General features: G+C 73.3%; 17 protein-coding genes. 10 read left to right on the top strand and 7 right to left on the bottom strand.

Annotated features, from left to right (window positions below; genetic code table 11):
- The first annotated feature begins 315 nt into the window (after positions 1–315).
- The 3 genes from ACFWZH_RS03280 to ACFWZH_RS03290 are packed head-to-tail and all read left to right on the top strand — an operon-like array spanning position 316 to position 4,267.
- Positions 316–2,598, top strand: coding sequence for an RNA degradosome polyphosphate kinase (locus tag ACFWZH_RS03280; RefSeq protein WP_384424799.1), 2,283 nt, complete (start codon positions 316–318; stop codon positions 2,596–2,598).
- Entirely contained in the window at positions 2,561–3,835 is a 1,275-nt protein-coding gene (locus ACFWZH_RS03285; RefSeq protein WP_384424800.1) for a CHAD domain-containing protein, read from the top strand. Before ACFWZH_RS03280 ends, ACFWZH_RS03285 begins: the two co-directional genes overlap by 38 nt.
- Before the next feature lie 12 nt (positions 3,836–3,847).
- Positions 3,848–4,267: an NUDIX hydrolase gene (locus ACFWZH_RS03290; RefSeq protein ID WP_384424802.1), complete on the top strand. Its 420-nt coding sequence runs from the start codon at positions 3,848–3,850 to the stop codon at positions 4,265–4,267.
- A gap of 52 nt (positions 4,268–4,319) precedes the next feature.
- On the opposite strand, the gene ACFWZH_RS03295 is transcribed toward ACFWZH_RS03290, so the two are convergent.
- Positions 4,320–4,907: a winged helix-turn-helix domain-containing protein gene (locus ACFWZH_RS03295; protein ID WP_384424803.1), complete on the bottom strand. Its 588-nt coding sequence runs from the start codon at positions 4,905–4,907 to the stop codon at positions 4,320–4,322.
- A 115-nt stretch (positions 4,908–5,022) separates the two neighbouring features.
- On the opposite strand from ACFWZH_RS03295, the gene def reads away from it, so the two are divergent.
- Entirely contained in the window at positions 5,023–5,685 is a 663-nt protein-coding gene (gene def / locus ACFWZH_RS03300) for a peptide deformylase (protein WP_384424805.1), read from the top strand.
- 52 nt (positions 5,686–5,737) lie between these two features.
- On the opposite strand, the gene ACFWZH_RS03305 is transcribed toward def, so the two are convergent.
- Positions 5,738–6,745 carry an aldo/keto reductase gene (locus ACFWZH_RS03305; protein ID WP_384424807.1) on the bottom strand — a complete coding sequence of 336 codons (1,008 nt, stop codon included), beginning with the start codon at positions 6,743–6,745 and terminating at the stop codon, positions 5,738–5,740.
- A 145-nt stretch (positions 6,746–6,890) separates the two neighbouring features.
- Here ACFWZH_RS03305 and ACFWZH_RS03310 point away from each other — a divergent pair, with 145 nt between their 5' ends.
- Entirely contained in the window at positions 6,891–7,781 is an 891-nt protein-coding gene (locus ACFWZH_RS03310) for a helix-turn-helix transcriptional regulator (RefSeq protein WP_384424809.1), read from the top strand.
- A gap of 28 nt (positions 7,782–7,809) precedes the next feature.
- Here ACFWZH_RS03310 and ACFWZH_RS03315 read toward each other — a convergent pair whose 3' ends face one another.
- The gene (locus ACFWZH_RS03315; protein WP_384424811.1) at positions 7,810–8,655 is read right to left on the bottom strand and encodes a class I SAM-dependent methyltransferase; all 846 of its coding nucleotides are present in this window, start codon (positions 8,653–8,655) and stop codon (positions 7,810–7,812) included.
- A gap of 169 nt (positions 8,656–8,824) precedes the next feature.
- Between ACFWZH_RS03315 and mshA the strand changes: the two genes are divergently transcribed.
- The 4 genes from mshA to ACFWZH_RS03335 all read left to right on the top strand — a co-directional run bounded on the left by mshA (position 8,825) and on the right by ACFWZH_RS03335 (position 12,875).
- The gene (mshA, locus tag ACFWZH_RS03320; protein ID WP_384424813.1) at positions 8,825–10,192 is read left to right on the top strand and encodes a D-inositol-3-phosphate glycosyltransferase; all 1,368 of its coding nucleotides are present in this window, start codon (positions 8,825–8,827) and stop codon (positions 10,190–10,192) included.
- Positions 10,185–10,775, top strand: coding sequence for a YbjN domain-containing protein (locus ACFWZH_RS03325; RefSeq protein ID WP_384424815.1), 591 nt, complete (start codon positions 10,185–10,187; stop codon positions 10,773–10,775). The genes mshA and ACFWZH_RS03325 overlap by 8 nt, the downstream gene beginning before the upstream one ends.
- Before the next feature lie 91 nt (positions 10,776–10,866).
- A complete protein-coding gene (locus tag ACFWZH_RS03330) occupies positions 10,867–11,940 on the top strand; it encodes an NAD(P)/FAD-dependent oxidoreductase (protein ID WP_384424817.1) in 1,074 nt (357 codons plus the stop codon).
- Positions 11,937–12,875, top strand: coding sequence for a class I SAM-dependent methyltransferase (locus ACFWZH_RS03335; protein WP_384424819.1), 939 nt, complete (start codon positions 11,937–11,939; stop codon positions 12,873–12,875). The genes ACFWZH_RS03330 and ACFWZH_RS03335 overlap by 4 nt, the downstream gene beginning before the upstream one ends.
- 49 nt (positions 12,876–12,924) lie before the next feature.
- On the opposite strand, the gene ACFWZH_RS03340 is transcribed toward ACFWZH_RS03335, so the two are convergent.
- From ACFWZH_RS03340 to ACFWZH_RS03350, 3 genes are all read right to left on the bottom strand, one after another.
- A complete protein-coding gene (locus tag ACFWZH_RS03340; RefSeq protein WP_384424821.1) occupies positions 12,925–13,200 on the bottom strand; it encodes a hypothetical protein in 276 nt (91 codons plus the stop codon).
- A 123-nt stretch (positions 13,201–13,323) separates the two neighbouring features.
- A complete protein-coding gene (locus tag ACFWZH_RS03345) occupies positions 13,324–14,541 on the bottom strand; it encodes a helix-turn-helix domain-containing protein (protein ID WP_384424823.1) in 1,218 nt (405 codons plus the stop codon).
- 305 nt (positions 14,542–14,846) lie between these two features.
- Positions 14,847–16,172, bottom strand: a complete 1,326-nt coding sequence (locus tag ACFWZH_RS03350; protein ID WP_384424825.1) for an MDR family MFS transporter — start codon at positions 16,170–16,172, stop codon at positions 14,847–14,849.
- A gap of 215 nt (positions 16,173–16,387) precedes the next feature.
- Between ACFWZH_RS03350 and ACFWZH_RS03355 the strand changes: the two genes are divergently transcribed.
- A complete protein-coding gene (locus ACFWZH_RS03355; RefSeq protein WP_384424826.1) occupies positions 16,388–17,149 on the top strand; it encodes a phosphoglyceromutase in 762 nt (253 codons plus the stop codon).
- A gap of 80 nt (positions 17,150–17,229) precedes the next feature.
- On the opposite strand, the gene ACFWZH_RS03360 is transcribed toward ACFWZH_RS03355, so the two are convergent.
- Positions 17,230–17,409 carry a hypothetical protein gene (locus ACFWZH_RS03360; protein WP_384424828.1) on the bottom strand — a complete coding sequence of 60 codons (180 nt, stop codon included), beginning with the start codon at positions 17,407–17,409 and terminating at the stop codon, positions 17,230–17,232.
- Between the last annotated feature and the right edge of the window lie 93 nt (positions 17,410–17,502).

Genomic DNA, 17,502 nt, shown 5'->3' on the forward strand with positions numbered 1-17,502 from the left:
GCGGCCGCGCCCTCCTGCCCGCCGGCACGGCCGAGCCGGCGGCCGGCCACCTCCCGCCCCGGCGGCACGGCCGCTATCTTGGCGTCGCCGAGGGGCGCGGGAAGGCGCCGGGAGGCGGCATCCGGGCCGGTGCCCGCCCCCGCCCGTGGCACCCCGATTGCCTGTCCGCCATATCCGCGTTACCAGTGATTCAATGTTGCTTGCGAGCATCGCTGAATGCAGCCCGCTGTGCCGAACGTCCCCAACCCGAGGCTCCGTCTCGCGCCGCCTCCTCCTGACGCGCCTGGAACCCCGGGGACGCGGAAGAATAAGGCCATGAACCAGCAGCCCAGCGCTCAGGCCCAGGTCCAGCCCGAGATGCCGACCACGAAGCCCCCGCAGGCCCCGGCCCCCTCGGCCCAGCCGTCCGTGGGCTCCATCGCCGCGCACCGCCCGAACGCGGTCCGTGGGACGGTGCCGGGCCTGGAGCCGGACCTGGACGCCGATCCGGACGCGTACGAGGACCAGGGCGTGGTGGGCGCGGACGGCGAGGAGCTGCCGGGCGGCCGCTTCCTGGACCGCGAGCGCAGCTGGCTGGCGTTCAACGAGCGGGTGCTCGAACTGGCCGAGGACCCGGCCACCCCCCTCCTCGAACGGGCTAACTTCCTGGCGATTTTCGCCAGCAACCTCGACGAGTTCTTCATGGTCCGCGTCGCCGGGCTCAAGCGGCGGATAGCCACGGGCGTGGCCACCCGCTCCGCGTCGGGCCTGCAGCCCCGCGAGGTGCTGGAGCAGATCTGGACGCGCTCGCGCGAGCTCATGGCCCGGCACGCCGCCTGCTACCAGCAGGACATCGCCCCCGAGCTCGCCGAGCAGGGCATCCATCTGATCCGCTGGCCGGAGCTGACCGAGAAGGAGCAGGCCCGCCTGTTCACCCTCTTCCGCCAGCAGATCTTCCCGGTGCTCACCCCACTGGCGGTGGACCCCGCGCACCCCTTCCCCTACATCTCCGGCCTCTCGCTGAACCTCGCCGTCGTCGTGCGCAACCCCGTCAGCGGCCACGACCACTTCGCGCGGGTCAAGGTGCCGCCGCTGCTCTCCCGCTTCCTGGAGGCCTCCCCGCAGCGCTACGTCCCCATCGAGGACGTCATCGCCGCCCACCTGGAGGAGCTGTTCCCGGGCATGGAGGTGCGCGCGCACCACATGTTCCGGGTCACCCGCAACGAGGACCTGGAGGTCGAGGAGGACGACGCGGAGAACCTCCTCCAGGCGCTGGAGAAGGAGCTGATGCGGCGGCGCTTCGGACCGCCGGTCCGCCTGGAGGTCGAGGAGTCCATCGACCCCGCCGTGCTCGACCTGCTGGTCCAGGAGCTGAAGATCTCCGACGCCGAGGTCTACCCGCTCCCCGGCCCGCTGGATCTGACCGGCCTGTTCGGGATAGGAGCGCTGGACCGGCCCGAGCTGAAGTACCCCAAGTTCGTCGCCGGCACCCACCGCGACCTCGCCGAGGTCGAGTCCGCCTCGGCCCCCGACATCTTCGCGGCCCTGCGCGTGCGCGACGTCCTGCTGCACCACCCCTACGACTCCTTCTCCACCTCCGTGCAGTCCTTCCTGGAGCAGGCCGCCGCCGACCCCGACGTCCTGGCGATCAAGCAGACGCTCTACCGCACCTCCGGGGACTCACCGATCGTCGACGCCCTGATAGACGCCGCCGAATCCGGCAAGCAGGTCCTCGTCCTGGTCGAGATCAAGGCCCGGTTCGACGAGCAGGCCAACATCAAGTGGGCGCGGAAGCTGGAGGAGGCCGGCTGCCATGTCGTCTACGGCCTGGTCGGCCTCAAGACCCACTGCAAGCTCTCCCTGGTCGTCCGCCAGGAAGGCGAGATGCTGCGCCGCTACTCCCATGTGGGCACCGGCAACTACCACCCCAAGACGGCCCGGCTGTACGAGGACCTCGGCCTGCTGACCGCCGACCCGCAGGTCGGCGCGGACCTCTCCGACCTCTTCAACCGGCTCTCCGGCTACTCCCGCCGCGAGACCTACCGCCGGCTCCTGGTCGCCCCCAAGTCCCTGCGGGACGGCCTGGTCCAGCGCATCAACAAGGAGGCCGCGCACCACCGCGCGGGCCGCCCCGCCTACGTCCGCATCAAGGTCAACTCGATGGTCGACGAGGCCGTCATCGACGCCCTCTACCGTGCCTCGCAGGCGGGCGTACCGGTCGACATCTGGGTGCGCGGCATCTGCGCGCTGCGCCCGGGGGTCACCGGCCTGAGCGAGAACATCCGCGTCCGCAGCATCCTCGGCCGCTTCCTGGAGCACTCCCGGGTCTTCGTCTTCGGCAACGGCGGCGAGCCCGAGGTGTGGCTGGGCAGCGCCGACATGATGCACCGCAACCTGGACCGGCGGATCGAGGCGCTGGTGCGGGTGGCCGACCCGGCCCACCGCGCCTCCCTCAACCGGCTGCTGGAGACCGGGACGGCGGACTCCACGTCCTCCTGGCACCTGGGACCGGACGGCGACTGGAACCGGCGCGCGGTGGACGCGGACGGCGCGCCGCTGCGCAACGTACAGGAAATGCTCATTGACGCCCGGAGGCGCCGGCGTGGCCCAGCGACATGACCAGCCGATCGGGGGGCCGGCCGGTCTCCTCGGTGCCGGATACGAGCCCGGCGCGGCGCCCGGAGCCCGTGCCGCGGTGGTGGACGGGCCGTACGGCGCCGACGACGAGGCATCCGGCGGCGCACCCGGCACCGACTCCGCCCTCGGCGCCGGCCCGGCCGGGACCGCCGAGGAGGTGCTCGCCGGCTATCTGCACCGGCAGTCCGCGGAGTTCCTGCGCAGTCTGCGGCTGCACCGCGAGAGCGGCCCGGACGCCGAGGGCGCCGGCGAGGCCGCCCGCCAGCTGCGCCGCGCCGCCCGCCGGATCAGCGCCACCCTGCACACCTTCCGGCCGCTGACCGAGGAGGCCTGGGCCGACCAACTCCTGGCCGAACTGGGCTGGTTGTCCGGCACCCTCGCCCGCGAGCAGGCCTGCGAGGCCCGCCGCGAGCGGCTGATGGCGGCGCTGCAGCGGCTGACGGGCCGGGGGGAACGGCCCGAGCGGTCCGCACGCGGCGAACGGGGCGGCCGGGGCGAACGCGCCAAGCGCACCGACCGGACGCCCGCGGGTCAACGCCCCGCACCCTCCGTATCGTCCGGCACCTCCCCGGAGGCGTCGGCCGCCGCTCCCCCCTCCGAGGCGGATCCCGACGCCGCGCTGTCGGCCGGTGCCGCGCGGGCCGGGGCGCTGCTGGACCGCCAGCTCACCCTCGCCCGCACCCGCGCCCACTCCGCCGCGCTGCAGGCGCTGGGCTCCTCCCGCTTCCACGCCGTCGCCGACGCCGTCGCGGTACTCGCCTCCGAGGCCCCACTGGCCCGTACGACCGCGGAGCTGCCGGCCGCCGAGGCGCTGCCGCCGCTCGCCGAGCAGGCGCACCGGCGGCTGACCGAGGCGGTCGCGGCGCTGCCGCTGTCGCGTGCCGGGTACCCGTACAACGCCGAGGCGCTGACCGCCGACCACCGCCAGGACGCGCCCTGGCACCAGGTCCGGCTCCTGGTGCGGCTGAGTCGCTACGCCCAGGAGGTCCTCGCGCCGGAGGGCGCCGACCCCCGGCTCCTGGAGGCAGCCTGTGCACTGGAGCGCCACCGCGACGCCGCGGAGGCCGCCGCCGCTGCCGCCGCCGCGGCCCGCACCCCCCGCATCGCCCCCGCCACGGCCTACGCCCTGGGGGTGCTGCACGCCGATCAGCGCCATCAGGTGGAGGCGGCCCGGTTCGCGTTCGGCCGGGTGTGGCTGTCCAGGGCGCCCAGGGGCTGAGGGGGTGGGGAGGTGACCGTCCCTCAGAAGCCGGTACGCGCCGCCGGCTGCGTGCTGTGGCGCCGCGCGGCGTCCGAGGACGGGCTGGAGATCGGCCTGGTCCACCGCCCCAAGTACGACGACTGGTCGCACCCCAAGGGCAAGCTCAAGCGCGGTGAGGACGCGCTGGCCGGCGCGGTGCGCGAAGTGGCGGAGGAGACGGGGATGGACTGCCGCCTCGGCGCCCCGCTCCCGACCGCCAGCTACCTCGCCGGCAACCGCCCCAAGCAGGTCCGCTACTGGGCCGCCGAGGCCGTCGCCGGCGCCTTCACCCCGAACGCCGAGGTCGACCGCCTGGCCTGGCTCCCACCCGCCCAGGCCCGCGACCGCCTCACCCACGAACGCGACCGGCCCCTGGTGGACGCGCTGTTGGCGTCCTTGCACCTGGCCTGAGTCCGCGGGCGTGGGGCGTCTCCCTTAGCGGGCACGCGGCCCCGCCGACGCCTCAGGCCCCGTCCTCCTCGCCCCGTGCGTGCGGAAGCAGGGGGAACAGTCGGGTGATCAGGGCCACCGGGAGGGCGTCGTCGGGGCGGGCCAGGGGGCGTTGTTCGCGGTCGCGGTAGGGGGCGAGCGCTCGTCGGATCGTCTCCGCGACCCGGCTCATCTCCTCTGGGGTCAGGTAGGCGACGGCGCTGAAGGCTTCGTCGTGGCGCCACTCGGGCGGGGCCGCGTCCCGCTGCGTCAGCCATCGCTGCCAGCTCTCGTCCTCCAGCCCGCGGGCCAGATCGCCGAACTGGTCCTCCGCGGGGCCGCCGGCGGCGGGGGCGGGCCGCCGCAGCCGCCAGGGGCGGGCGCGGCCCCCGCTGCGCGGGGCCTCCTCGAGGTATCCGTGGCGGGCGAGCTGGCGCAGGTGGAAGGAGCACAGGCCGGAGCTGTAGCCCAGCCGGGAGGCGGCTTCGGTCGCGGTGACGGTGCCGACTTCGGCGAGCAGGTCCAGCAGGGCCGCGCGGACCTCGTGCTCGCGCAATCCCTCGCCGGTGCCGCCGGTGCCGCCGGTCCGGCCGTCCGGAGTGGTGAGGTCGTCTTCAGTCACTTTGCAAATTCTGCTACTTTGCAAAGGCCTTGGCAAGCACTGGTCCTGGCTGAAGGCATCGGGTCGCGGTGACCTCCGCGGCCGCTGTGGCATGTGTGAAATAGGGGAGACAGCTATGCCTTTTCGTCGTGAGCGGTCCCGACCCGTCGACCGGCGGGTCCGACTGCAGGGCCGTCCCGTCGACTCGTACCCGGCGCTGCCGCCGGAGGCGGAGCGGGGCTCGGTGCGCCGTGTCACGGTGGTCGGCGAGGAGGTCCTCGGCCGCCCGTGCCGGGAGGTGACCGAGTTCGGGACGCCGGAGCTGTCGGCGTTGATCGACGACATGTTCGTGACGATGTACGTGGCCACCGGTGCCGGTCTGGCCGCCAACCAAGTGGGCGTCGACCTGCGGCTGTTCGTGTACGACTGCCCCGACGACGAAGGGGTCCGGCACGTCGGCCACCTCGTCAACCCGGTGCTGGAACTGCCCGACCCGGGCAGCCGCCGGCTCATCGACGACTCCGAGGGCTGTCTGTCCGTGCCCGGCGCCACGATGTCGGTCCCCCGTACCGACCGTGCCGTCGTCCGCGGCTTCGACAAGGACGGCAACCCCCATGTCATCGAGGGGACGGGCTACTTCGCCCGGTGCCTGCAGCACGAGACCGATCACCTCGTCGGCCACACCTACCTCGACCGGCTCTCCAAGGCGGACCGCAAGGACGCGCTGCGGCAGATGGAGGACCGCCGAGAGGACGTCTTCGCGCGGCGCGCCGAGAAGGCCGCAAGTCTGGGGCGGTGAGCCCCGCGGGGCCCGGGGCCGGACCGGCCGTCCGGCCACCGGGCCGGTGCGCTCAGCGCCGCCGCAGCGACGCGTCCTCGACGGCCGGCGGCAGATAGTAGCTGTCCGCCCGGTTGAGATCGGTGCCGGGCGGGACGATGGCGTCGATGCGGTCCAGGATCTCCGCGTCCAGGGTGACCTGGGAGCCCTCCAGCAGGCTGTCGAGCTGGTCGAGGGTGCGCGGGCCGATGATGACGGAGGTCACCGCCGGGTGGCTGCGCACGAACGCGGTCGCCAGGTGCGGCAGCGGCAGGCCCGCGTCCGCGGCGACCTCGGACAGGGCGGCGACCGCCTCCGCCTTGCGGGCGTTCTCCGGCAACGAGAGGTCGAACTTCCCCGTTTCCATGCCGGCCCGCGAACTGTCCGACAGGGCCCGGCCGGAGAGCCAGCCGGCGCTGAGCGGGCCCCAGGTCAGCACGCCCATGCCGTAGCGCTGGGCGGTCGGCAGCACCGCGTTCTCCGCGTCGCGCGCCAGCATCGAGTACGGCGGCTGCTCGGTGCGCGGACGGACGTGGCCGCGGCGCTCGGCGGCCCAGTGGGCCTCGACGATCTGCTCGGCCGGGAAGGTCGAGGTGCCGATCGCCCGGACCTTGCCGGCCCGCACCAGGTCCGAGAGCGCGGCGAGCGTCTCGTCGATGTCGGTGGTGGGGTCGGGGCGGTGCACCTGGTAGAGGTCGATGTGGTCGGTGCCGAGCCGGCGCAGGCTGTCCTCCACGGCGCGGACGATCCAACGGCGGGAGTTGCCGCCGTGGTTGGCGTCCGGTCCCATCGAGTTGAAGAACTTGGTGGCCAGTACGACGTCGTCGCGGCGCCCCTTGAGCGCCTTGCCGACGATCTCCTCGGACTCGCCGGCGGAGTAGACGTCCGCGGTGTCGACGAAGTTGATGCCGGCGTCCAGCGCCCGGTGCACCAGGCGCACGCACTCGTCGTGGTCGGTGTTGCCCCAGGCGCCGAGCATCATCGCGCCCAGTGCGTACTCGCTGACCGAGATGCCGGTGCCGCCGAGGATCCTGCGCTGCATGCGTCACTCCTTGTCCGTCCCCCGGGATACGTCCCTCCAAGGGGTGTGCGGACCACCCTGGTGCCCTGACCGCGAGCGGACCAGGCCCGTCGCAGCCTGGGTCCGGCGGAACCACCCGGCCGGCCGTGCGTCGCATACTGGACGGATGCTGCACGCGGAAATCGAGATCAGCTCCTTCCTCAAGGCGCGCCGCGCCGCGCTCGACCCGGCCGACCTCGGCCTGCCCGGCGGGGTCGGCCGCCGGCGGGTGCGCGGACTGCGGCGCGAGGAGGTCGCCCAGCTCGCCGGGATCAGCGTCGACTACTACACCCGGATCGAGCAGGGCCGTGCGCAGGCCATCTCCGAGACCGTCCTGGACGCCATCGCGCGGGCGCTGCGGCTGTCCGGCGGCGAGGTGAGGTATCTGCACAACGTCGCCGCGCCCCGCCGGCGCAGCGCGGACTGCTGCGAGACGGGCCCCGTCGGCCGGACCGTACGGCCCGAGGTCCGCCAGCTCCTGGACGCCATGGACACCACCGTCCCGGCCATGGTCGTCGGCCGCGGCCTGGACATCCTCGCCTTCAACACCCTCGGCGGCCGGGTCTCCTTCGACCTGGAGGAGCTCGCGCCGGACCGCCGCAACAGCGCCCTGCTGGTCTTCCTCCACCCGGCGGCGCGCGCCCTGCACCCGGACTGGGAGGCCAAGGCCGTCGAGGTGGTCGGCAATCTGCGCGCCGACAGCGGCCGGCACCCCGACGACGTGCGGATCTGCGAGGTCGTCAACGAGCTGCTGGCGCGCAGCGCGGAGTTCCGGCGGATCTGGGAGACGCAGTCGGTGCGCGAGTGCCTGCGCGGCACCAAGCGCATCCTGCACCCGGAGGTCGGCGAGCTCGAGGTGACCTTCGAGAGCTTCCGGCTGAGCACCGACGAGGACCAGTCGCTGGTGACGTACACGGCCCCGCGCGGGTCGCGGACCGAGCTGCGGCTGCGGGAACTGGGAGCGCGGCCGGCCGCGGCCGGGGAACGGGCCGAAGCGGCCTCGGCGGGGGCGGCCTGAGCGAGGACGCCCTCGGGCCGCGGCAGCGCTATCCGCGCGGAGCCAGCGCCTCCCAGCGCACCGTGACCTCGCCCTGACGGCGCCGCCGCGGGTCGCCGGCCAGCGGCCAGTCCGCCGCCAGGGCCGCCACGGCGGCGAGCCACCGCTGGCGCGCGCCCAGGGCGCCCAGCGGGGCGGCGCTCGCCCAGGCGCGGTCGAAGTCCCGCAGGAAGGCGTGCACCGGCTCGCCCGGCACATTCCGGTGGATCAGCGCCTTGGGGAGGCGTTCTGCCAGGTCGGAGGGAGTGCCCAGGGAGCCGAGCCGGGTGGCGAAGGTGACCGTGCGGGGTCCCTCGGGGCCCAGCGCCACCCACACGTGCCGCCGCCCGATCTCGTCGCAGGTGCCCTCCACCAGCAGTCCGCCGGGCGCCAGCCGGGCGCACAGCCGCCGCCAGACCGCGGCCACCTCGTCCTCGTCGTACTGCCGCAGCACGTTCGCCGCCCGGATCAGCACCGGCGCCCGCCCCCGCCCGCCCGGCAGCGGCACCTCGAAGCCGCCGTGGAGGAAGTCCAGCCCCGGCCTCTCGTACGGCCGGGCGGCCTCGACCCGCGCCGGATCGATCTCGACGCCGACGACCCGGGCGTCCGGGCGGACCGTGCGCAGCCTGCCCAGCAGCTCCACCGCGGTCCAGGGCGCGGCGCCGTAGCCGAGGTCGACCGCGACCGGGTCGGCGCTGCGGCGCAGTTCGGCGCCGTGTTCGGCGGCTATCCAGCGGTCCATGCGGCGCAGCCGGTTGGGGTTGGTGGTCCCGCGGGTGACGTTTCCGACGGGCCGCGCAGGGGACACCGCGGCCGCGGCGGCGGTGAAGGAGGGCGGCGAGAGGCGGCGGACCATGGCTTCGAGAGTATGGGGTGCCCGGCGAACCTCTGTATTCGGCCGCGTTCTATGGTCACGCTTTGGCAAAGTACGCAGACCGGGCGCCGGACGGGAAGGGATGGCCGGGGTCCGTTGTTGCACCGGGGCGGAGGCGTGCCACCCGCCCCTGCCTAGGAGGTAGCCCGACGTGAGCCAATACGTGTCCCGGCTCCGCAGCCGACCCCACGGCCCGTTCCCGGGCCAGGGGCGACTGCGTCTGCCCGGCGGGCCCCGCCGTCCCCGCCGCGTGGCCATGCTCAGCGTCCACACCTCGCCGCTGCACCAGCCCGGCACCGGCGACGCCGGCGGCATGAACGTCTACATCGTCGAGCTGGCCAGGAAGCTCGCCTCGATCAACATCGAGGTGGAGATCTTCACCCGCGCCACCACCGGCACCCTCCCGCCCACCGTCGAGCTCGCCCCCGGCGTCCTCGTCCGGCATGTCGACGCCGGCCCGTACGAGGGCCTGGCCAAGGAGGACCTCCCCGCCCAGCTGTGCGCCTTCACCCACGGCGTGATGCGCGCCTGGGCCGGCCAGCGCCCCGGCCACTACGACCTGGTCCACTCGCACTACTGGCTCTCCGGCCACGTCGGCTGGCTGGCCGCCGAGCGCTGGGGCGTCCCCCTGGTGCACGCCATGCACACGATGGCCAAGGTCAAGAACGCCGCGCTGGCCGTCGGCGACACCCCGGAGCCGGCCGCCCGGGTCATCGGCGAGACGCAGATCGTCCGGGCCGCGGACCGCCTGATAGCCAACACCGCCGAGGAGGCGGACGAGCTGGTGCGGCACTATGACGCCGAGCGCGACAAGGTCGCCGTCGTCCACCCCGGCGTCAATCTGGACCGCTTCCGGCCCGACGGCGAGGTCGCCGCCAGCCGGGCCGCCGCCCGCGCCCGCCTGGGCCTGCCCCAGGACGCGGTCATCCCGCTGTTCGCCGGCCGAATACAGCCCCTGAAGGCCCCCGACATCCTGCTGCGCGCGACCGCCGCCCTCCTGGCCGAGGACCCCTCGCTGCGCTCCCGCCTGGTCGTGCCCGTCGTCGGCGGGCCCAGCGGCAGCGGTCTGGCCAAGCCCGAGGGCCTGCAGAAGCTGGCCGCCCGGCTGGGCATCGCGGATCTGGTGCAGTTCCGGCCCCCGGTCGGCCAGGAACAGCTCGCCGACTGGTACCGCGCCGCATCCGTGCTGGTCATGCCCTCCTACAGCGAGTCCTTCGGGTTGGTCGCGATCGAGGCCCAGGCCTGCGGCACCCCCGTCGTCGCGGCCGCGGTCGGCGGCCTCCCGGTGGCCGTACGCGACGGCGTCAGCGGCTTCCTCGTCGCCGGCCACGACCCCGCCGACTACGCCCGCGCCCTGCGCCGTTTCGTCGCCGACCCCGCGCTGGCCACCCGCATGGGCGCCGACGCCGCCCGGCACGCCCAGTCCTTCGGCTGGGACACCGCCGCCGCCGCGACCGGCGAGGTCTACACCGCGGCGATGCAGGAGCGGCGGCGTCACCTACGATCGGCGCATGGCTGACCGCGCGCGGCAGGTGCGGGACGCGGGATCGGCGCGGCAGGCACAACAGACGGGACGGGTGCGGCAGGTGGGATCGGTGCAACAGGCGCAACAGGCACGCGAGGTGATCGAGTCGGCTCTGGCGGACGCCGGCCTCGCATGGGAGTCCCCCTCCGACGGCAGCTACGTCGTCAAGCTCCCCGGCACCCGCAAGCTCTCCACGACCTGCTCCCTGATCGTCGGCCGGCACTCGCTGTCCATCAACGCCTTCGTCGTCCGCCACCCCGACGAGAACCACGAGGCCGTGCACCGCTGGCTGCTGGAACGCAACACCCGCCTCTACGGCGTGAGTTACGCGATCGACCGGCTCGGCGACATCTATCTGGTGGGCAAGCTCCCGCTCGCCGCCGTCACCCCCGACGAGCTCGACCGCATCCTCGGCACGGTCCTGGAGAACGCCGACGGCAGCTTCAACACCCTCCTGGAGATGGGCTTCGCCACCGCCATCCGCAAGGAGTACGCCTGGCGGGTCGCCCGCGGCGAGTCCACCCGCAATCTGGAGGCGTTCGCGCATCTGACGCGGGAGAGCACCACCGAGTCCTGAGGCCCCCGGGCGGCCCTGTTGCGGAAACGGCAACAAGGTTTGCCCGTCGAGCACCCCCGGGCGCATGGTCGGCGCCAGGAGGTGCTCCACCATGGAAGACGGACTGCAAGACGTACTGGATGTACTGATCGTCGGGGGCGGCGCCGGCGGGCTGAACGCCGCGCTGATGCTGTCCCGGACCCGCCGCCGGGTGCTGGTGATCGACTCCGGCGACCCGCGGAACGCACCCGCCCGGGAGGTGCACGGATTCGTCTCCCGCGACGGCACGCCGCCGGCGGAGCTGCTGGCCGCAGGCCGGGCGGAGGTTGAGCGGTACGGCGGACGGGTCGTGGCGGGCGAGGTGCGCGCCGTACGGCCGGCCCACGACCGCCGCGGCCGCCTCGCCTTCGAGGCCGAACTGGCCGACCGCACGGTGCTCGCCCGCCGGGTGATCGTGGCGACCGGCCTGCGCGACGAGCTCCCCGACCTCCCCGGCCTGCGCGAACGCTGGGCGCGCGAGGTGCTGCACTGCCCGTACTGCCACGGCTGGGAGGTCCGCGATCAGCCGCTGGGCGTGCTCGCGGTGGCAGGCCGGGAGGCGGCGGCGGTGCACCAGGCGCTGCTGGTGCGGCAGTTGTCGGACGACGTGGTCTGCTTCGCCGAAGCGCTGGCCGGTGCCGACCGCGCCCGGCTGACCGCCCGCGGCATACGGATCGTGGACGGCGCGGTCGACGGCCTGGTGGTCGAGGACGACGCGCTGCGGGGCGTACGGCTGACGGACGGCACCGTCGTGGCGAGGACCGCGCTCTTCGTGCCCACCCGGCCCGTGCCCCGTGACGAGCTGCTCACCGGCCTGGGCTGCGCACGGGACGAGGAGGGCCGGGTCGTCACCGACCCCAGCGGGCTGACCAGCGTGCCGGGCGTCTGGGCGGCCGGCAACGCGGTCGACGTCCGCGCCCATGTGGTCACCGCGGCCGCGGCCGGAGCCAAGGCGGCCCTCGCGGTGAACCTGGACCTCATCGAGGAGGACCTGGCCGAGGCAGCCCTGCCCGAGGAAGATCTCCCGGATCACGACCAGACCGCCCACGACCAGACCGCCCACGACCAGACCGACCACGAACTGACTGGCCACGCACTGGCCGCCCACGAACTGGCCGAACACGAGCGACTGGAGCAGGCGCGATGACCCACGACGACCACGGCCACCCGACCCACGACGACCACGGCCACACAAGCCATGGGGGCCACGACAGCCACAGCGGCCACCACACCCACCACACCCACAACGGCGACGACTTCGACTGGGCCGCGCTGGCCGACCTGCTGGAGCTCGAAGGCGAGACCCACAGCCCCTACGTCCGGCAGGCCCTCGCCGAACTGGGGCAGCTGACTCCGCGCCGGGTCCTGGACATCGGCAGCGGTCCGGGCGTCGCGGCCTGCCGGCTGGCGACGGTCTTCCCCGGGGCCGAGGTCACCGCGGTGGACGGGGCACCGGAGCTGCTGGCCCGCGCCGAAAGGCGCGCCGAACGGCTCGGCGTCCGACTGCGGACCCAGGTGGCCGAGTTCCCGGCGGGGCTGGCCGACCTGGGACCGGCGGACCTGGTGTGGTCCGGGCAGGCCGTCCACCACGTAGGAGACCAGCAGGGCGTACTGGACCAGCTGGCCGGGCTGCTCGAACCGGGCGGTGTACTGGCCGTCGTCGAGGGCGGTCTGCCGCCCCGCTGGCTCCCGCGCGACCTCGGCTTCGGACGGTGCGGGCTGCAGGAACGGCTCGATGTGGCGATGGCGGAACGCTTCGGCCGGATGCGGGCCGAGCTGCCCGGTTCGGTGGCGGTGGTCGAGGACTGGCCCGGCATGCTGCGGGCCGCGGGACTCACCGGCGCCCGCAGCCGCACCTTCCTCGTCGACCACCCCGCGCCGCTGGCCGAGGGGCCACGGCGGTTCGTACGAGGGTCGCTGGAGCGGTGCCGCCAGGTGCTCGCCGACCTCCTGGACGCCGAGGACCTGGCGACCCTGGACCGCCTCCTCGACCCGTCCGACCCCGCGGGCGTCGACCACCGCACGGACCTGTTCCTGCTGACCGCGAAGACCGTGCACTTCGGCACGGCGCCGGGGGCCTGAGCACCGAGCGTACGGGGGCGGGCCGACCGGCCGGCCCCCGTACGGCTGGTCAGCCCGCCCCGCGCAGCTGCGCGATCCGCACCGCGTCCGCCAGCGCCGCACATAGCTGCTGCGCCAGAAACCGCAGCTGCCGTGCGTCCACCGCCGGATCGCCGATCATCGCCCGCGCGTGCTCCATCAGCCCGCCGCACATGCCGAGCTGCAACGCCTCGACGCCGTCGGCGTACCGGGCGACATAGCTGTCGTCCCGGTCCGTGAGTAAGTAGCCGGGCTTGCCGTCCGGACGGGTGGAGGGGAGCAGCCGGGGGGTGGGGGGAGTCGTCATGGCTACCTGCCTTCTGCTCGCGTGAGCCGTCGTCTTCGACGGCGCCGGCAACGTTAGGCAGGGCTTCGCGCGTCCGACAGTGACGCCCTGTGCCACTTTCCCCGACGGCCAGGACACCGTGTCCTAGCCGCCGAGGTCCAGCCGGTCGGCCAGTTCCGTGAGGGGGGACGTGCGCCGGCGTTCGCGATCGCGCAGGTCGGCCACGAGGCGGCAGCTCGTGGAGTGGTAGCGCATCCACTCCGGTGCGGTGCGCTCGGCGGTGAGCAGCGCCCCTACCGCGCCGTCGTCCTTGTGGAGGTCGGCGAAGGCCAGGGCGCGGTCCACGTGGAACCGTGCACGCCAGGTCGGCGGAAGAGTGTGCAGCTCGGGGACGGTACGCGCGGTGCGCAGGGCTTCGGCGCCCTCCGCCATCTCCACCAGGAAGTTGACCTTCGCCACGCCCACGTTCGTCGGACCGAACGGTGTCGCGTAGTCGAGGCGGTCGGTGCCGATACGGGCGGCCGCCGCGCCGGCCATCGCCAGCAGCTCCCGTACGGCGTCCTTCCGGTCCAGCCGGACCGCCGCCGTCGCCGCGCGCAGCAACAGGATGCCCCACAGCGAGAGTTCGACCGGCGCGGACCGGAATCCGGGCTCGATCCGGTCGGCGGTACGCAGCGCGACACGTTCGGCGTCGGCCAGCCTCCCCTGCTTGGTGAGCACCCAGGCGAGGCTGGAGAAACCGACGGTCTCCAGATGGGGGTCGTCCCCCTGGGCCGCCGCTGCCATGGCACGTTCGAGGGCCGTGAACGCGGCGTCCTCCTTGCCCAGGGCCGCCAGCGTCGTCGCCGCGACCTGGTAGGCCTCGGCCAGGACCGAGTAGGCCGCGGCCGCCTCGCTCCCGGAGGAGGCGCGGGCCACGGCCTTCGCATCCCTGATCAACTGCGGCAACAGCGCACCGATGTCCGCCATCCGCCCCTCGCGCCGGATGCGCTCGGTCGACCGCAGGGACGCCTGCAACGCCGCGATGCCCGGCGGATCCTCGGGGTCCGGATCGTCACCCAGCAGATCGGACACCGGCGAGACCGCCTGACGCAGCGCGAGGACGGACGGCTGCTCGCCCTCGCTGCGCACTTCGAAGGTGGTGGGCTGCCCGACGAGCACGGACGTCTCCACGTCCAGAGCCCTGGCCAGCGCGTTGAGCGTGGTCAGCCGAGCCGTCCGACGCACGCCTTGTTCGAGCTTGCGGACGATGTCGACACACAGGCCCGCCCGCTCGGCGAGGCCTTCCTGCGTCAGCTTCCGGCGTGCGCGCAGCCGGGCGATGCGCTCACCGATGCCGGGTTCCTCGTGGTTCAACTCCATGGCCACCCCCGCGAGAAGGACGTATCGACCACGCTACGCCCGTCACGCCACCCTCTCGTGCCGCCGGCCGGACGCACGCCTATGCGGCGCAGCTGGGCGACCCCTTCACCCAGCGGTTTCCTTGGTTCGTCGACCAGGCACGCGGGATTCTCCGGTGGGGGAGCGGCAGCCGTTCGCGGACTCGCCGCGGTTCGCGGTGATGGTCCGTGAGCTGAGGGCGGCCACCTAGCCCTGCGGCAACACGAAGCGCCGCCGACGCCGCCGACGTTGCCGGGACGGACAGCTGCCCGCCCTCGCCACGCCCGTCACGCCACCGTCTCGCCCGTTGCCACCGGCACGACCGCATCCTCCGTACCCGCCCCCTGCGCCTCCGCCCCGCGAGGCGAGCGCGCGATCGGTTCCGCCGGATCCGGCAGGCTCCGCAGCAGCAGTCCGTAGCCGAGCGCCGCCACCGTGCCGACGACCGCGCAGCCCGCCCACAGGACATCGGCGCCGTAGTGGTCGATGACCGTGCCGCCGAGCAGAGGGGCCGTCAGGGTGGCGATGGACCACGACAGGGCGTACATGCCCTGGTAGCGGCCGCGGCCGTGGAGGGGGGAGAGGCGCACCACCAGGCCCATCTGGGTGGGGGAGTTGATGATCTCGCCGAGGGTCCAGACGGTGACGGCGAGCGCGTACATGGCGACCGAGCCCGCCAGCGCGGTCAGTCCGAAGCCGTAGCCGGCCAGCAGTGCCGAGCCGACGAGGAGCATCGCGGGGCTGCGGTGCTCGATGAAGCGCGTCACGGGGATCTGCAGCAGCACGATCAGGACGCCGTTGACCGCGATAACTGTGCCGAAGTCGGCGCTGGAGAAGCCGTTCTGACCCATCGACACCGGCATCGAGACGTACGCCTGCTGGAAGAGCAGCGCCAGCAGCAGGTTGAGGCCCACGACGGTCATGAAGCGGCCGTCGCGCAGCACGGTCAGCATGGAGACGGCGGTGGGGGAGGGGGCGGCGGTGTCCTGGGCGTTCGCCGCCGTAGTGGCGGTGGGGCGGGACTCGGGGAGCTTGACGAAGACGACCACGGCGCAGGCCAGTACGAGTGCCGACTCGCCCAGGAAGAGGGCCAGGTAGCCGTGTTCGGCGATGAGTCCGGCGGCCGTGGAGGAGATGGCGAAGCCGAGGTTGATCGCCCAGTAGTTGAGGGAGAAGGCGCGGACGCGGTCCTCGGGGGCGACGATGTCGGCCATCATCGCCTGGACGGCGGGGCGGGAGGCGTTGGTCGCCATGCCGACCACGGCCGCCACCGCCGCGATGGCGACCGGGTTCTCCATGAAGCCGAGCAGCGCCACCGATGCCGCCGTGGACAGCTGGGCGATCAGCATGGTGGGGCGGCGGCCGAGGCGGTCGGTCAGTACGCCGGCGCCGATGGAGGAGACCACGCCCCCCAGGCCGTAGAGCGCGCCGACCAGGCCGGCGTAGGAGGCGGAGTAGCCGCGCTCGACGGTCAGGTAGAGCGCCAGGAACGTCGCGACGAACGCGCCGAGGCGGTTGATCAGGGTGCTGGTCCACAGCCACCAGAACTGGCGGGGGAGGCCGCAGACGCTCTCCGCGACGGCGCGCCTCAGGCTGCTGATGGATGCGGACATGACATTTCCCCCTGGTGGTGCGGCGCACGGTGGTGCGCGGGTGCGTACGCGGCCTGTCCGGCGGACGTGGGTAAGTGGCGCAGGCGACGTTCGCAACCTACTTGTGGGTCTGCTTTCGTCGCCACCCAATTGACGGGAACCGTCAAACATCACCGGGAAGCCCAGGTCGTGGACCCGCGCAAGGCCATATCCGGAATTGGATTACGCTCGACGGCATGGCCGACGCACCGTACAAGCTGATCCTCCTCCGTCACGGCGAGAGCGAGTGGAACGCGAAGAACCTGTTCACCGGCTGGGTGGACGTCAACCTCAACGAGAAGGGCGAGAAGGAGGCGGTCCGCGGCGGAGAGCTGCTCAAGGACGCCGGTCTGCTCCCCGACGTAGTGCACACCTCCCTCCAGAAGCGCGCCATCCGCACCGCGCAGCTGGCCCTGGAGTCCGCCGACCGGCACTGGATCCCGGTCCACCGCAGCTGGCGGCTGAACGAGCGCCACTACGGCGCGCTGCAGGGCAAGGACAAGGCGCAGACGCTGGCCGAGTTCGGCGAGGAGCAGTTCATGCTCTGGCGCCGCTCGTACGACACCCCGCCGCCCGCCCTTGAGGACGGCTCCGAGTTCTCCCAGAGCGACGACCCGCGCTACGCCGGCATCCCCAGCGAGCTGCGCCCGCGCACGGAGTGCCTCAAGGACGTCGTCACGCGGATGCTGCCCTACTGGTACGACGGCATCGTCCCCGACCTCCTCGCGGGCCGCACGGTGCTGGTCGCCGCCCACGGCAACAGCCTGCGCGCCCTGGTCAAGCACCTCGACGGCATCTCCGACGCGGACATCGCCGGCCTGAACATCCCCACCGGCATCCCGCTCTCCTACGAGCTGGACGCCGACTTCCGCCCGCTCACGCCCGGCGGCACCTACCTCGACCCGGAGGCCGCCAAGGCCGCCATCGAGGCAGTGAAGAACCAGGGCAAGAAGAAGTAGCTCGGAACGGTCGAGGCCCCTACCTGCGGTGTATCCGCTGGTAGGGGCCTCGATGCTGGGCTGGGGCCGGCTCTGGGCCGTCAGGTGCGACGGCGCCGGCGATAGACGCGGATGTCGAGGACGATCAGCAGCGCCACAGGGACGGCGATCTCGGTAGGTGCGTTGGCCCAGAGGGCGAGTGCGCCACCGGCCATGCCGATGAGCGCGATCGGCAAGTCGCGGGGGTGGATGTCGACGGTGACACCTGTACGTGGGACCATGAGGCCTCCATCTGTGGTCGGTTCCTGGCTATGGCTTCCGAACGCGGAAACGGAAACGAATGCCGCCCCTGCTCGGGCGGCATTCGCATGCGC

Source organism: Streptomyces sp. NPDC059008 (genome assembly GCF_042749045.1).
Classification (GTDB): Bacteria; Actinomycetota; Actinomycetes; order Streptomycetales; family Streptomycetaceae; genus Streptomyces.